14 protein-coding genes are annotated in these 15,579 nt (G+C 72.7%); 9 read left to right on the forward strand and 5 right to left on the reverse strand.

Annotated elements, in window-relative coordinates; genetic code table 11:
* The first annotated feature begins 204 nt into the window (after positions 1-204).
* Positions 205-678 carry a hypothetical protein gene (locus ABZY33_RS00800; protein ID WP_356489247.1) on the forward strand — a complete coding sequence of 158 codons (474 nt, stop codon included), beginning with the start codon at positions 205-207 and terminating at the stop codon, positions 676-678.
* Here ABZY33_RS00800 and ABZY33_RS00805 read toward each other — a convergent pair.
* The 4 genes from ABZY33_RS00805 to ABZY33_RS00820 form a co-directional block, all read right to left on the reverse strand.
* Positions 650-1,261: a nucleoside triphosphate pyrophosphatase gene (locus ABZY33_RS00805; RefSeq protein WP_356489248.1), complete on the reverse strand. Its 612-nt coding sequence runs from the start codon at positions 1,259-1,261 to the stop codon at positions 650-652. The genes ABZY33_RS00800 and ABZY33_RS00805 overlap by 29 nt on opposite strands.
* Before the next feature lie 42 nt (positions 1,262-1,303).
* Complete coding sequence (locus ABZY33_RS00810; protein ID WP_356489249.1) at positions 1,304-1,438, reverse strand: hypothetical protein; 135 nt, start codon at positions 1,436-1,438, stop codon at positions 1,304-1,306.
* A 71-nt stretch (positions 1,439-1,509) separates the two neighbouring features.
* Positions 1,510-1,716, reverse strand: a complete 207-nt coding sequence (locus ABZY33_RS00815) for an acyl-CoA carboxylase subunit epsilon (protein WP_356489250.1) — start codon at positions 1,714-1,716, stop codon at positions 1,510-1,512.
* A gap of 26 nt (positions 1,717-1,742) precedes the next feature.
* A complete protein-coding gene (locus ABZY33_RS00820; protein WP_356489251.1) occupies positions 1,743-3,356 on the reverse strand; it encodes an acyl-CoA carboxylase subunit beta in 1,614 nt (537 codons plus the stop codon).
* 140 nt (positions 3,357-3,496) lie between these two features.
* Here ABZY33_RS00820 and ABZY33_RS00825 point away from each other — a divergent pair, with 140 nt between their 5' ends.
* From ABZY33_RS00825 to hutH, 5 genes are all read left to right on the forward strand, one after another.
* Positions 3,497-4,369: a biotin--[acetyl-CoA-carboxylase] ligase gene (locus tag ABZY33_RS00825; RefSeq protein ID WP_356489252.1), complete on the forward strand. Its 873-nt coding sequence runs from the start codon at positions 3,497-3,499 to the stop codon at positions 4,367-4,369.
* Positions 4,370-4,684: 315 nt separating this feature from the next.
* A complete protein-coding gene (locus ABZY33_RS00830) occupies positions 4,685-5,812 on the forward strand; it encodes an adenylate/guanylate cyclase domain-containing protein (RefSeq protein ID WP_356489253.1) in 1,128 nt (375 codons plus the stop codon).
* A 41-nt stretch (positions 5,813-5,853) separates the two neighbouring features.
* Positions 5,854-6,660 (forward strand): enoyl-CoA hydratase-related protein, encoded by an 807-nt coding sequence (locus tag ABZY33_RS00835; protein ID WP_356489254.1) that lies wholly within the window; start codon positions 5,854-5,856, stop codon positions 6,658-6,660.
* Positions 6,661-6,949: 289 nt separating this feature from the next.
* Positions 6,950-8,104: a diguanylate cyclase gene (locus tag ABZY33_RS00840; protein WP_356489255.1), complete on the forward strand. Its 1,155-nt coding sequence runs from the start codon at positions 6,950-6,952 to the stop codon at positions 8,102-8,104.
* Positions 8,105-8,168: 64 nt separating this feature from the next.
* Positions 8,169-9,719: a histidine ammonia-lyase gene (gene hutH / locus ABZY33_RS00845; protein WP_356489348.1), complete on the forward strand. Its 1,551-nt coding sequence runs from the start codon at positions 8,169-8,171 to the stop codon at positions 9,717-9,719.
* 60 nt (positions 9,720-9,779) lie between these two features.
* On the opposite strand, the gene ABZY33_RS00850 is transcribed toward hutH, so the two are convergent.
* Positions 9,780-10,073, reverse strand: coding sequence for a hypothetical protein (locus tag ABZY33_RS00850; protein ID WP_356489256.1), 294 nt, complete (start codon positions 10,071-10,073; stop codon positions 9,780-9,782).
* Positions 10,074-10,182: 109 nt separating this feature from the next.
* Between ABZY33_RS00850 and ABZY33_RS00855 the strand changes: the two genes are divergently transcribed.
* From ABZY33_RS00855 to ABZY33_RS00865, 3 genes are all read left to right on the forward strand, one after another.
* Positions 10,183-10,521 (forward strand): hypothetical protein, encoded by a 339-nt coding sequence (locus ABZY33_RS00855; RefSeq protein WP_356489257.1) that lies wholly within the window; start codon positions 10,183-10,185, stop codon positions 10,519-10,521.
* Positions 10,522-10,743: 222 nt separating this feature from the next.
* Entirely contained in the window at positions 10,744-12,000 is a 1,257-nt protein-coding gene (locus ABZY33_RS00860; protein WP_356489258.1) for an Ig-like domain-containing protein, read from the forward strand.
* 201 nt (positions 12,001-12,201) lie between these two features.
* Complete coding sequence (locus tag ABZY33_RS00865) at positions 12,202-15,558, forward strand: S8 family peptidase (protein WP_356489259.1); 3,357 nt, start codon at positions 12,202-12,204, stop codon at positions 15,556-15,558.
* The last annotated feature ends 21 nt before the right edge of the window (positions 15,559-15,579 follow it).

The following is a 15,579-nucleotide window of genomic DNA, read 5'->3' on the forward strand; positions in this document are numbered from 1 at the left end:
AACCCTAGCCGGGTGGTGTGGTCAAGGTCTCTGTGCGACCGCGCAGCGGCCGGACGGCTTTCTTTGTGGAGTCCCTACGAATGGCCCAATGATTCTTTGCCCGGGGCAGACCCCTTGTCCGAAGGTTTACCCATTAGTAGCGTTCACGTCGGCTCGGACCTACTCGGGGTAACCGACTGTCGTACGCGAAGGTGGGTGGGACCGGTGGCACGCAGACCGGTGGCGTGGGTGGCCGCGATCGTACTGTTCGCGGAGGCGCTCGGGATCGTGTTGATGAACTGGTTCCTGGGACTGGTCGTCGACCGGCAGGACATGTCGCTGGCCGGGCTCGACCCGCGGGCGATGTCCGTCGGCGCCTGGGTCGCGGGCGGGATCTTCGGGCTCTATCTGGCGCTCTGCGCCTTCGTGCTCGCCCGCGCCGCGGCCACCGACCGCTCGCCGGGCACCGTCGGGCGGATCCTGCTGATCAGCGCGGCGGTCGTGCACGGACTGCTCGGCGCCTTCGCCATCGGCCTGGTCGGCTGGCTCGCCTTCGTGCTGATGATGGTCGTCCTCGCGCTGATCGTGCTGACCCTGGTGGCCTACGACCGCAGGGACGGCGCGGGCACGGCGGCGGCGAACGGCACCGCGCCCCCGCCGGCGCCGCCCGCTAGCTCGCCGGAGCCCACAACTCCGTGACCGAGACGCCCAGTTCGGCCAGGAGGCGGCGCAGCAGGGGCAGGGACAGGCCGATCACGTTCCCGTGGTCGCCCTCGATGCCCTCGATGAACGGCGCGGAGCGGCCGTCGAGCGTGAACGCGCCCGCGACGTAGAGGGGTTCGCCGCTCGCCACGTACGCGGCGATCTCCTCGTCGCCCGGCTCGCCGAACCGCACGACCGTGGAGGCCGTCGCGCTGACGTGCCGGCCGGTCGCGGTGTCGTGGACGCAGTGGCCCGTGCGGAGCGTGCCCGCCCGGCCGCGCATCGCCTTCCAGCGGGCCGTGGCCTCCTCGGCGTCGGCGGGCTTGCCGAGCGCCTCGCCGTCCAGGTCGAGGACCGAGTCGCAGCCGATGACCAGGGCGCCGGCCGCCGCGGGCAGCGCGGCCACCACGGACGCCTTCGCCTCGGCCAGGGCGAGGGCAAGATCGGCGGGGGTCGGGGCGGTCACGGCGTCCTCGTCGAACCCGCTGACGATCACCTCGGGGGCGAACCCGGCCTGGCGCAGCAGGCCCAGGCGGGCGGGGGACTGGGAAGCGAGGATGAGGCGGCGCGGGGCTGTCATACCGGCCAGCCTAGGCGACCCGCGGGGGCCGCAGCAGCGCCCCTACAGAACGCCGATCCCCACCAACACCATGGCCAGGAACATGGCGAGCGCCACCACGAGCCCCGCGCGGCGCAGCATCTCCTGCGTCTCGCGGAGCTCCTCGGGCGGCTCGTCCTCGGGATCTGACCACAGCACACTCCGATACTGCGGCGCCCGCGCGCCCGGCGCCTGAGTACGCGTACTCAGGCGCCCGGCGCGGGCATGGCTCAGGCGGGCCAGTACGTGCGCGACCAGCTCGCCGGGCCCGGGGCCGGCAGGCGGCGCCGGGCGATGCGGGCGGGGTCGGCCCACGCGTCCCGCGCCGCCACGCCGTCCGGGGCACCGGTCCCGGCGGCGGCGCGGGCCTGGACCACCGCCAGGGCGGCGGCCAGCTCCTCGGGGGTCGGGTTGCCCCGTACGACCTTGATCATCATGATCCGGGCTCCTCGCGAGGTCGGGACTACAGGGGGATGTTGCCGTGCTTCTTCGGCGGCAGCGACTCACGCTTGCTGCGGAGCTGACGCAGGCCCTTGACGATGTGGGCGCGGGTGTCGGAGGGCAGGATCACCGCGTCGACGTAACCGCGCTCGGCCGCCGTGTACGGGTTGAGGAGCGTGTCCTCGTACTCCTGGATGAGCCGCGCCCGCGTGCTCTCCACGTCATCGGCGGCGGCCAGGGTCTTGCGGTGCAGGATGTTGACCGCGCCCTGCGCGCCCATGACGGCGATCTGGGCGGTGGGCCAGGCCAGGTTGAGGTCGGCGCCCAGGTGCTTGGAGCCCATGACGTCGTACGCGCCGCCGAACGCCTTGCGGGTGATGATCGTGATGAGCGGCACGGTGGCCTCGGCGTAGGCGTAGATCAGCTTGGCGCCGCGCCGGATGATGCCGGTGTGCTCCTGCTCGACGCCGGGCAGGAAGCCGGGGACGTCGACGAAGGTCAGCACGGGGACGTTGAAGGCGTCGCAGGTCCGCACGAAGCGGGCCGCCTTCTCGCTCGCGTCGATGTCCAGGCAGCCGGCGAACTGCATCGGCTGGTTGGCGACGATGCCCACCGGGTGGCCCTCGACGCGGCCGAAGCCGGTGAGGATGTTCGGCGCGAAGAGCGACTGCGTCTCGAAGAACTCGGCGTCGTCCAGGACGTGTTCGATCACCGTGTGCATGTCGTACGGCTGGTTGGCGCTGTCCGGGACGACCGTGTCGAGCTCGCGGTCCTCGTCGGTGGGGGTCAGCTCCGCCTCCTCGGGAAAGGCGGGCGGCTCGCTCAGGTTGTTCGACGGCAGGTAGGACAGGAGCGACTTGACGTACTCGATCGCGTCCTTCTCGTCGCCCGCCATGTGGTGCGCGACGCCGGACTGCGCGTTGTGCGTACGTGCGCCGCCCAGGTCCTCGAAGCCGACGTCCTCGCCGGTGACCGTTTTGATGACGTCGGGCCCGGTGATGAACATGTGGCTGGTCTGGTCGACCATCACCGTGAAGTCGGTGATCGCGGGGGAGTAGACGGCGCCGCCCGCGCACGGGCCCACGACCAGGCTGATCTGCGGGATGACGCCGGACGCGTGCGTGTTGCGGCGGAAGATCTCGCCGTACATGCCGAGGGCCATGACGCCCTCCTGGATGCGGGCGCCGCCCGAGTCGTTGATGCCGACGACCGGGCAGCCCGTCTTGAGGGCGAAGTCCATCACCTTCATGATCTTCTGCCCGAAGACCTCGCCGAGCGCGCCGCCGAAGACGGTGAAATCCTGCGAGAAGACGGCGACGGGACGGCCGTCCACGGTGCCGTACCCGGTCACCACGCCGTCGCCGTACGGCCGGTTGGCGTCCAGGCCGAAATCGGTGGAGCGGTGCCGCGCGAACTCGTCCAGCTCGACGAACGAGTCCTCGTCGAGCAGCAGCCCGATCCGCTCACGCGCCGTCAGCTTGCCCTTGGCGTGCTGCTTCTCGACGGCGCGGGCGGAACCGGCGTGCGTCGCCTCGTCGATCCGGCGCCGCAGGTCCTCGATCTTGCCTGCGGTGGTGTGGATGTCGGCACTCGACTGCGTCTTCCGGGAATTCTGGGGATCTTCCAGCTCGGACATCGGGATGCGGCTCCCTGCCTGATTCGGCGCTGCTCACGGGGACGGGTGTACGGGGAATGCACGTGGGGCTACTGACTCGTAGGGTAGTGGCGCGAATACGGTTCGGCAGTGCGGTCTTTGCCACACCTAGGCTGGGTTGCATGACGCCGCGAGATGGTCAAGACGCGCACGACAACCGCTGGTCCGACCTGGACCGGCCGCCCCTGGGAGCGGCCGGGCTGCGCCGCTCCCTCGTCCGGGGCGACGGGCTCTGGTCGTCCGTGGAGGTGGTGCCCCGTACGGGGTCGACCAACACGGACCTGGCGGCGCTGGCCGCGGCCGGCACCGCCCGGGAGGGGACCGTCCTGGTCGCCGAGGAGCAGAGCGCGGCGCGCGGGCGGCTCGACCGGCGCTGGTCGGCTCCGCCGCGCTCGGGGCTCTTCTTCTCCTTCCTGGTCGAGCCCGGGGAGCACGAGGTGCCGGTGGAGCGCTGGGGGTGGCTGCCGCTGCTCACCGGGGTCGCCGTCGCGACGGCCCTGTCCGCCGCGGCCGGCGTCGACACGGCGCTGAAGTGGCCCAACGACCTGCTCGTCACCGTCGACGGCCAGGAGCGCAAGGCCGGCGGCATCCTGGCGGAGGCGGCCGGCGGGGGCGGGATCGTCATCGGGGTCGGGCTCAACGTGTCCCTGCGGGCCGACGAACTGCCGGTGCCGCAGGCCGGGTCGCTGGTGCTGGCCGGGGCGAAGGTGGTGGACCGGGAGCCGGTGCTGCGGGCGGTGTTGCGGTCCTTCGAGCGGTGGTACCTGGAGTGGTGTGCGGCGCAGGGGGACCCCGGGGTGTCCCGGCTCCAGGAGACGTATGCGGCGGGCTGCGCCACGCTGGGGCGGTCTGTGCGGGCGTTCCTTCCGGGGGAGCGGGAGGTTGTGGGGGAGGCGGTTGCCGTCGACGGGGACGGGCGGCTCGTGATCGCTCCTCCGGAGGGGGAGCGGGTCGCCGTCGCGGCGGGCGACATCGTCCATCTCCGCCCGGCGTGAGACGTACCCCGGTTCGTCTTTCGGCTGCGGCTCCGGTGGGGGCGGGCCGCGCAGTTCCCCGCGCCCCTGAGATGCGCACTGCGTGCGCCGTCTCATCGGGGAGCTGCGGCGACGCCGCATGCTCCAGGGGCGCGGGGAACTGCGCGACCAGCCCCCACCGGAGCCGCAGCCGAAAACGGGCCCCTTCGGCCCGGGCCGGAGCGGCGGGCCAGGGCCACGACACTCGCCCCGAACGGAGTGACGTGGCGCACAAGCCCTGCCGTAGAGTTGAGCCCGGTCGATACCTGACCGTGGCAGATCGGAAGGGCAGCAGGCGTGACCGTCGACGACTCGGGCTCCGGCACGGGCACCCCACCCGACCCCGAGAAGCCGGAGGGGGAAGGGGACGAGCAGGACGCGGCGGACCCCCTCGCGCTCCGGCTCGAACAGCTGATCCTCGGGGCGGAGCGCCGGTACACCCCGTTCCAGGCGGCCCGCAGCGCGGGCGTCTCCATGGAGCTGGCCTCCCGGTTCTGGCGGGCCATGGGCTTCGCCGACATCGGGCAGGCCAAGGCGCTGACCGAGGCCGACGTGCTGGCACTGCGCCGCCTGGCCGGTCTCGTCGAGGCGGGGCTGCTCAGCGAGGCGATGGCGGTGCAGGTGGCCCGGTCCACCGGCCAGACCACGGCCCGGCTCGCGGAGTGGCAGATCGACTCGTTCCTGGAGGGGCTCACCGAGCCGCCCGAGCCCGGCATGACCCGTACCGAGGTCACGTATCCGCTGATAGAGCTGCTCCTGCCCGAGCTGGAGGAGTTCCTCGTCTATGTGTGGCGGCGCCAGCTCGCCGCGGCCACCGGCCGCGTCGTGCAGGCCGGTGACGACGAGGAGATGGTGGACCGGCGGCTCGCGGTCGGCTTCGCGGACCTGGTCGGCTTCACGCGGCTGACCCGGCGCATGGAGGAGGAGGAGCTCGGCGAGCTGGTCGAGGCGTTCGAGACCACCGCCGCCGACCTCGTCGCCGCGCACGGCGGCCGGCTCATCAAGACGCTCGGCGACGAGGTGCTGTTCGCCGCCGACGACGCGGGGATCGCCGGGGAGATCGCGCTGCGGCTCATCGAGACGATGAGCAACGACGAGACGATGCCGGAGCTGCGGGTCGGCATGGCGTTCGGGACGGTCACGACGCGCATGGGCGACGTGTTCGGCACGACCGTGAACCTGGCGAGCCGGCTCACGTCGATAGCGCCGAAGGACAACGTGCTGGTGGACGGCGCCTTCGCCGAGGAGCTGGTCCGTACCGCCGAGGCGCCCGCCTCCGAGGCGGAGGCGGCGGCCGCCGCGGAGAAGGCCAAGGAGCAGGGCGAGGAGCCCCCCTCCTACCGGTTCGCGCTCCAGCCGATGTGGCAGCGGCCGGTCCGCGGCCTCGGCGTCGTCGAACCCTGGACGCTGACCCGGCGCACCTGACATCTTGACGGTTAACTGGCGTTAACCGGAGAGGGCGAGTCATGGGTGATGAGCAGCGGTTCGGGGACTTCGTGGCCGTACGACGCCATGGGGACGAGGGGGTCGTCGCCGAGTTGGTGCTCGACCGGCCCCAGGCCATGAACGCCGTCTCCAGCGCCATGGCCCGCTCCATCGGCGCGGCCTGCGAGGCGCTGGGCGCCGACCGTTCCGTACGGGTCGTCGTGGTCACGTCCAGCAGCGAGCGGGCCTTCTGCGTCGGCGCGGACCTGAAGGAGCGCAACTCCTTCTCCGACGCCGAGCTGGTGCGCCAGCGGCCCGTGGCGCGGGCCGCGTACACGGGCGTACTGGAGCTGCCGATGCCGACGATCGCCGCCGTGCACGGGTTCGCGCTCGGCGGCGGCTTCGAGCTGGCGCTCGCCTGCGATCTGATCGTGGCCGACGAGAGCGCGGTCGTGGGGTTGCCCGAGGTGTCGGTGGGCGTGATCCCCGGGGGTGGCGGTACGCAGTTGCTGCCGCGCCGGGTGGGGGCCGCGCGCGCCGCCGAGCTGATCTTCTCGGCGCGGCGGGTGGAGGCCCAGGAGGCGGGGCGGCTCGGGCTCGTGGACCAGGTGGTGGAAGCGGGGCGGGACCGGGCCGAGGCGTTGGCGCTGGCCGCGCGGATCGGGGGGAACTCGCCGGTGGGGTTGCGGGCCGCCAAGCGGGCCTTGCGGGTCGGGTACGGGCTTGATCTGCGGGCCGGGCTTGAAGTGGAGGATGCGGCGTGGCGGTCTGTGGCGTTTTCCGGGGACCGGGCGGAGGGGGTGGCGGCGTTCAACGAGAAGCGGGCGCCGCAGTGGCCCGGTGAATGATCCCGGGTGGGTCGTTCGGCTGCCCGGCCGGTGGGGGCTGGTCGCGCAGTTCCCCGCGCCCCTGAGATGCGCACTTCGTGCGCCATCTCATCGCGCCCCTGGGGCAGCGGCGAAGCCGCAAGCCCTCAGGGGCGCGGGGAACTGCGCGACCAGCCACGACGAGAGCCGCGGCCGAGAGGGCGCCCAGGGGCGCGGGGAACTGCGCGAGCGGCCGCGACGAGAGCCGTGCCGGGTACGGACGGCCGTACCTGAGTCTCCGTTGTGCCGGAAATGTCCCTAACCTGGGCTAATGGGAGACGACGTCCGGCTGCGCGCCGTGGTGACGCTCGCGCAGGGCATGGCCGCCGCGCAGACCCCACGCGAATCCTGGCGTGCGGCAGCCCTGGGCGCCTGCCACGCCCTGGCCGGCAGCTTCGCCGCCCTGTCCGTGTGGGAGCGCGAGCGCGGCCGGCTGCGGGTCCTGGCGAACGTCGGGGAGCGGGCCGCGGGGGAGGAGGAGTTCCCCGAGGACGAGGCGTACCCGGTGCATCGCTTCCCGGAGATCACCGAGTTCCTGCACGAGCGCTGGGCCGGCGGCGGCGAGCCGGACGCCTGGGTGGAGACGGCGGACGGGCCGGTCGAGCGCGCCGGGTACTGCCATCAGCGGGTCGCGGCGCTGCGCCGGCGCGGGCGGGCCTGCTGCGTCGTCGCGCCGATCGTGCTGCACGGCCGGGCCTGGGGCGAGCTGTACGTGGCGCGGCCCGCCGGGGTGCCGGTCTTCGGGCCGGGGGACGCCGACTTCGCCACCGTGCTCGCCTCCGTGGTCGCGGCCGGGATCGCGCAGACCGAGCGGCTGGAGGAGGCGCGGCGGCTGGCCTTCACCGACGCCCTGACCGGCCTGGCCAACCGGCGCCTGGTCGACCTGCGGCTGGAGGAGGCGGTGGAGCGGCACGTGGCGCAGGGCGTCGTCGTCAGCCTGGTGGTCTGCGACCTGAACGGGCTCAAGCGGGTCAACGACACCCTCGGGCACGCCCTCGGTGACCGGCTCCTGGAGCGGTTCGGCTCGGTGCTCTCGCTGTGCGGGGCGATGCTGCCGGGGACCCTCTCCGCGCGGCTCGGCGGGGACGAGTTCTGCCTGCTGGCCGTGGGTCCCTCCGCCGACGAGGTCGTCCGGATCGGCGAGGAGGTCTGCGCGCGGGCCGCCGAGATGGAGCTCGGCGACGGGGTGGCCTGCGGCATCGCCTCGACCGGCGATCCGATCGGGGAGGTGGCGAGCGCGCGGCGGCTGTTCCGGCTCGCGGACGCGGCGCAGTACCGGGCCAAGGCGCTGCGCTCCACGAAACCGGTGGTCGCGGGGCGCGGCGGCGGACTCGACGACCCCGTGGTGCGGCTCGCCGACGCGCCGCCGCCGGTCCCGGGCGAGCGGCGCCGCATCCGCGGCCGGGACCCGCGCCCCCCGGCGTAAGGGGCCCTCCCGTGCCCTGCTCGTGACATCTTCGGATTCACTGTGTACGTTCCTGAATATGGATATGCACACTGTGGTGGTGGGGGCAGCCGGGGTCACCGCTGCCGATGTGGTCGCCGTGGCGCGCCGGGGCGCCCGCGTGGAACTCTCCGAAGAGGCGGTGCGCGCGCTCGCCGCGGCCCGCGGGGTCGTCGACGCGCTGGCCGCGAAACCCGACCCCGTCTACGGCGTCTCCACCGGGTTCGGCGCGCTCGCCACCCGGCACATCGGCCCCGAGCTCCGGGCCCAGCTGCAGCGCAACATCGTGCGCTCGCACGCGGCCGGCATGGGCCCGCGCGTCGAGCGCGAGGTGGTCCGCGCGCTGATGTTCCTGCGTCTGAAGACCCTCTGCTCCGGCCACACCGGCGTCCGCCCCGAGGTCGCGCAGACCATGGCCGACGTGCTGAACGCCGGGATCACCCCGGTCGTCCACGAGTACGGCTCGCTGGGCTGCTCGGGCGACCTGGCGCCGCTCAGCCACTGCGCGCTCACGCTGCTCGGCGAGGGCGACGCGGAAGGCCCCGACGGGGTGGTGCGGCCCGCGGGCGAACTGCTCGCCGCGCACGGCATCGCCCCCGTCGAGCTGCGCGAGAAGGAGGGGCTCGCCCTCCTCAACGGCACGGACGGCATGCTCGGCATGCTCTTCATGGCCCTCGACGACCTGGACAACCTCTACAAGGCCGCGGACGTGACGGCGGCCCTGTCCCTGGAGGCGCTGCTCGGCACGGACCGGGTCCTCGCGCCCGAGCTGCACGCCATCCGGCCGCACCCGGGCCAGGCCGCCAGCGCCGCCAACATGCTGGCCGTACTGGCCGGTTCGGGGCTGACGGGCCATCACCAGGACGACGCGCCGCGGGTGCAGGACGCGTACTCCGTGCGGTGCGCGCCCCAGGTCGCCGGGGCCGGCCGGGACACCATGGCGCATGCGCGGCTCGTCGCCGAGCGCGAGCTGGCGGCGGCCGTCGACAACCCCGTCGTGCTGCCCGACGGCGCCGGCGGCGGGCGGGTGGAGTCCAACGGCAACTTCCACGGCGCGCCGGTCGCCTACGTGCTCGACTTCCTGGCCATCGCCGCCGCCGACCTCGGGTCGATCGCGGAGCGGCGCACGGACCGGCTCCTGGACAAGAACCGCTCGCACGGGCTGCCGCCGTTCCTCGCCGCGGACGCCGGCGTCGACTCGGGCCTGATGATCGCCCAGTACACGCAGGCGGCGCTGGTCAGCGAGATGAAGCGGCTCGCCGTACCGGCGTCCGCGGACTCGATCCCCTCTTCGGCGATGCAGGAGGACCACGTCTCGATGGGCTGGTCGGCCGCGCGCAAACTGCGTACGGCCGTCGACAACCTCGCGCGGATCATCGCCGTCGAGCTGTACGCGGCCACCCGCGCGATCGAGCTGCGGGAGGGCCTGGAAGCCGCCCCGGCGTCGCGGGCGGTCATCGCCGCCGCGCGGAAGGCCGGGGTCGAGGGGCCCGGGCCCGACCGGTTCCTGGCGCCGGATCTCGCCGCGGCGGACGCGTTCGTGCGCGGCGGCGCTCTGGTCGCGGCCGTCGAGGCGGTCACGGGACCGCTCGCGTAGGCCGGGGACGCACCGTGGGGTGGGGCGGGCCCGGTCCGGGCCCGCCCCACCCCACGTCTGTCAGACGGGCGCCTCCAGGGAACGGCCGCGGCGGACCGAGTAGGCCACGAACCCCACGCCGATGCCCAGGAACGCCGAGCCGCCGATCACGTACGGCGTCGTGTCGACCGTCCCCGTGTCGGCGAGCCGGAGCTGCTGCTCGGACGGGGTCCGCACCGCGGTGGAGGCCTGGCCGGCGTGGTCGGTTCTGGTGGAGTGCTCCGGTGTGGCGGTGGCATTGGGGACGAACCACAGCGCGGCCAGGAGGGTCCCGGCGGCGGTGGCGGTGAACAGCGATCGGCGTGCGGCGGACACGGAAGCGATCCCCCTTGTGGAGCTGGCGAATTGGCCGTGTGGGCCGATGTTAGTGAAAGGGGCGGGTCACGGGAAAGTCACGGGGCGGACGGGCCGTACCCTCCGGCATATGAGCACTGATGAGACGTCACGTTTTGTTCGCCTGAAGGTGGAATTGATCCTGGAGGTCGCCGACGCGGAGGCGCTGACCGGGGCCGCGCTCCAGCGCGTCGCCGAGGACGAGGCGATGCCCGCCGAGGAGCGCGCGCACGCGGAAGGGGCCGTCCAGGACGACGAGGCGGAGGCCATCGCGTACCTCGTCGACCCGTTCGACCTGGTCGGCGACGTGCCGGGGGCCGAACTCGTCCAGGCGTCCTGGTCCAGCGAGCAGGTCGACTACGACCCCGATTCGCCGGATTGGGACCTCGACGAGGATGATGCCGGTGACGACGGCGAGGAGCAGGGGTAGCGGCTGACGGAAGCGGGTGACCCCGGGCGGCCGCCGCCGCCCGGGGTCCGCGGTCCTCGTGGGGGGAGCACGACGTGGCATCCCCCACATCAAGGGCTCTCGGGAACGGGATCCACCGCGTCCTGCGTTATTGATGGTTGAGGGGAGACCTCGTGTTCCCTCGTGACCGGTCTCGGGACAGTCGGGGAATGTCGGATTTCGGCGACTATGGAGAAGCGTGTGATGACGGACGGTAAGCGGCGCAAGGGCCTGATGGCCGCGTCCGCTGTGCTCGGCGGTGTGCTGGTGCTCTCCGCGTGTGGTGGAGGCGACGGCGACTCGGCCGGCTCGTCGACGGACAGCAAGGAGTCGTCGCAGGCGCAGGCCGACGAGGCAGCGGCCCAGAAGACCTCCAAGGCCGAGATCAGCATCGCGCCGAAGGACGGCTCGGACAACGCGAGCATCAACAACGCCGCGAAGGTCACCGTGCGCAAGGGCACGCTCACCGACGTCACCATGAAGACGGCCGACGGCACCGCGGTCGCGGGGCAGATATCGGCCGACAAGAAGAGCTGGAAGCCCACCGCTCAGCTGGACCGGGCGACGACGTACAAGATCGCCGCCACGGCGAGCGACTCGGAGAACCGCGTCGCGCACGAGAACGCGTCGTTCACGACGGTCTCCCCGACCAACAGCTTCATCGGGAACTTCACGCCCGAGGACGGTTCGACCGTCGGCGTCGGCATGCCCGTGTCGATCAACTTCGACAAGGCGATCACCAACAAGTCGGACGTGCAGTCCCACATCAAGGTCTCCGCCAGCAGCGGCCAGGAGGTCGTCGGCCACTGGTTCAACGCCAACCGGATCGACTTCCGCCCGCAGGACTACTGGCAGGGCGGCTCCACCGTCACCCTCAAGCTGGACCTCGACGGCGTCGAGGGGGCGAGCGGCGTCACGGGCGTGCAGCAGAAGACGGTGACGTTCAAGATCGGGCGCAACCAGGTCTCCACGGTCGACGCGAAGACCAAGACGATGACGGTCACCCGCGACGGCAAGACGGTCAAGACCATCCCGATCTCGGCCGGTTCGCCGGAGAACAAGACGTACCAGGGCCAGATGGTGATCTCCGAGAAGTTCAAGGAGACCCGGATGAACGGCGCGTCGGTGGGCTTCACCGACGACGACGGCAAGGGCGAGTACGACATCAAGGACGTGCCGCACGCGATGCGTCTGTCGAACTCCGGCACCTTCATCCACGGCAACTACTGGGGCGCCAAGTCGATCTTCGGCTCGGCCAACACCAGCCACGGCTGCGTCGGCCTCGCGGACGCCAAGGGTGCGGGCGACTCCAGCACGCCCGGCGCCTGGTTCTACGACAACTCGATGGTCGGCGACGTCGTCATCGTGAAGAACACCGGTGACAAGACCGTCGCCCCGGACAACGGCCTCAACGGCTGGAACCTGGACTGGTCGGCGTGGAAGGCCGGTTCGGCCGTCTGACCCCGGCTCACCAGCTCCCGCCCGGACCCCCGGTACGCACGCCGTGCCGGGGGTCCGTGCTGTGCGCGGCAGGTTGACGCGGCGCGTCCGGCGGGGCCTGAAGGGACCCCCGTGTACAACCTGTGGCCCCCCTGTGTTCTCTTCATGCAGGGGGGCCGATGGTGGTCCTCGTTCGGTGAACCATCGTCACCAGGGGGGAAAGTGCACAGACAGGGACAGATCCGCGGGCGGCACGTCACGGGCGTCGTCTCCGCGGCGGCCGTCGTCGCGCTGGCCGCAGGGCTGACCGTTCCGTCGGCCGCGGCACCGGCGTCCGCGGCCGGGCACCGCGGCGCGAGCCTGAAGCCGAGGACACAGGTCACGCTCATCACCGGGGACCGGGTCACGCTCGACGCGAAGGGCCGGCCCGCCGGGTTCCAGCGAGCCCCGGGCCGGGCGCACATACCCGTACGGACGCGCACGGTCGGCGGCCACACGTACGTCGTGCCGGCCGATGCCCAGCGGCTCGTCGCGGAGGGCCGGCTCGACCGGCGCCTCTTCGACGTCACCGAGCTGTCCGGGGCGGCCGCCACGAAGGCCCGGCGCGGCGGCCTCAAGGTCATCGTCGGCTATCAGGGGGCGGCCGCGGCGGCCAGGGCGCAGGTGCGCGACGCGGGTGACACCACGGTGCGGCGCAGCCTCGCAGCGCTCAACGCCGACGCGCTCAGCACGCCCGCGGACGACGCGGGCAAGCTCTGGGACGCGGTGACGGACGGCAAGGGCGCCACCGCCGCCGGCGTCGGCCGCGTCTGGCTCGACGGCGTGCGCCGGGCGAGCCTGGACACGTCGGTGCCGCAGATCGGCGCGCCCGCGGCGTGGGCCGCCGGGTACGACGGCAAGGGCGTCAAGATCGCCGTCCTGGACACCGGCATCGCGGCCACGCACCCGGACCTGACGGGCCAGGTCGTCGCCGAGAAGAACTTCTCGACGGCCGCCGACGCCAACGACCACTACGGCCACGGCACCCACGTCGCGTCCATCGCGGCCGGTACGGGCGCCAAGTCCGGCGGCGCGTACAAGGGCGTCGCGCCCGGCGCCGAGCTGCTCAACGGCAAGGTGCTCGACGACGACGGCTTCGGTGAGGACTCCGGCATCCTCGCCGGCATGGAGTGGGCCGCGGAGCAGGGCGCCGACATCGTCAACCTCAGCCTCGGCGGCGCCGACAGCGCCGGGACCGACCCGCTCGAGGCCGAGGTGGACAAGCTGGCCGAGCAGAAGGACATCCTCTTCACCATCGCCGCGGGCAACGAGGGGCCGCACACCGTTGGCTCGCCCGGCAGCGCGGACGCCGCGCTCACCGTCGGCGCCGTCGACGGCAAGGACGAACTGGCGGACTTCTCGTCCACCGGGCCGCGCGTCGGCGACGGCGCGATCAAGCCGGACGTGACCGCCCCCGGCGTCGACATCACGGCCGCCGCGGCCCCCGGCAGCGTCATCGCCAAGGAGGTCGGCGAGAAGCCGGCCGGATACCTGACGATCTCGGGAACGTCGATGGCGACCCCGCACGTCGCGGGCGCCGCCGCCCTCCTCAAACAGCAGCACCCCGACTGGACGTACCAGGAGCTGAAGGCCGCGCTCGTCGGCTCGGCGAAAGGCGGCCCGTACACGCCGTTCGAGCAGGGCAGCGGCCGTATCCAGGTCGACCGGGCCATCCGGCAGACCGTGTTCGCGCAGAACGTCTCGCTGAGTTTCGGCGTCGCGCAGTGGCCGCACGCCGACGACACGGCGCTCACCAAGAAGGTGACGTACCGCAACACCGGCACCCAGGACGTCACCCTCGGCCTCACGGTCTCCGCCACCGGCCCGAAGGGGCAGGCCGCCCCGGCCGGCTTCTTCACCCTCGGCGCCACGAAGGTGACCGTGCCCGCGGGCGGCACCGCCGACGTCGCCCTGACGGCGGACACGAAGCTCGGCGGCACCCTGGACGGCGCGTACTCCGCGTACATCGTGGCGAACGGCGGCGGCCAGTCCGTGCGCACGGCCGCGGCGGTGGAGCGCGAGAGCGAGGCGTACGACGTGACCCTCAAGCACATCGGCCGGGACGGGCAGCCGCAGCCGGCGTACCTGACCGATCTGATCGGGTACGCGGGCGCCGCGACGGACACCCAGTTCTCCGCGCCGCAGAGTGCGAGCGGCACGGTGACGCTGCGCGTGCCCAAGGGCACCTACCTGGTGGACGGACTCCTCGCCGACGACCTCGTCGACTTCAAGGGCGGCGTCGACTGGCTCGTGCAGCCGACGCTCACCGTCACCCGGAGCGTGTCGCTGACGCTGGACGCCCGCAAGGCGAAGGCCGCCGACATCACGGTGCCGGACGCCGGGGCGAAGCCGGTCAGCGCGACGGTCGACTACACCTACGACCCGGCGCGGGTCGGCCTGTCGGTCATGCACGACTCGTTCGCGAACATCCGGGTGGCGCCGCTCGGCGGTGCCGTGACCGGCGGCCTCACCCAGAGCTGGTTCGGGCAGTGGACCAAGGGCGCCGACGCCGAGTACGACGTGGCGACCACCGCTGCGGTGACCCAGCTCCAGGGCGCCAAGGTCAAGCACTTCGCGGCGTCCGAACTCGCCACGGTCACCACCGGCCTGGGCACCGCGGCGGACGGCAGGACGGGGGCGCTCGACGTCAGCGCGTCGCTGCCGGAGGACTTCGTCTTCGGCGTGCCGGTCGAGCAGAAGCTGCCCGGCACCCGCACCCTGCACCTGTCCACCGGCGACCGCGTCCAGTGGGGCCTGGACTTCACGCAGTACGCGGGCAAGGACGCGGACGGGCTCCCGGTCGCGGACGCCGCCTACACGCTCGGCGCCCCGCAGACCTTCGCGGCGGGCAAGAGTTACGCCAAGACGTTCAACACGGCCGTGTTCGGGCCCCGGATCGGCGGTGACTACGGCCTGTTCCGCGACGGCAACGAGCTCTACGGGTACCTGCCGCTCTTCGCCGACGGCCAGACGCACGCGGGGTCCTCGGACTTCACCTCGGTCGTCACGACGCTCTACCGCAACGGCACCAAGGTCGCCACGGCCGCCGACCCGCTCTTCGGCGACCAGGGCTACCGGGTCCCGGCGGGCGACGCCGCGTACCGGCTGACGACCTCCGTCACGCGCTCCGCGAAGGTCGCGGCCGCCTCCAGCAGGATCGACGCGACCTGGACGTTCCGCTCCAAGAGCACGGGCGGACTCGTCCGGCTCCCCGCCTCCGGCGTCCGGTTCGCCGCGCCCGTCGGCCTCGACAGCAAGGGCGCCGCCGGCTGGCCGCGGACCATCCCGGTCACGGTCCAGGGCGCGGCCGCGGGCAGCAACCTCAAGTCCCTGTCCGTGTCCGTCTCCTACGACAGCGGCGCGCACTGGCGCAAGGTCGACGTGCACCGCGGTTCGATCCTCGTGAAGAACCCGGCCGCGGGGAAGTCGATCTCGTTCCGCGCGGACGTCGCCGACAAGCAGGGCAACACGTCGTCGGTCTCGATCTACGACGCGTACTACGGCGACAGCCGTAACGTGCGGCCGCACACGGTGAGTTGACCGGACTGGGGTGCGGGGGCC

Source organism: Streptomyces sp. NPDC006552 (genome assembly GCF_040611655.1).
Classification (GTDB): Bacteria; Actinomycetota; Actinomycetes; order Streptomycetales; family Streptomycetaceae; genus Streptomyces.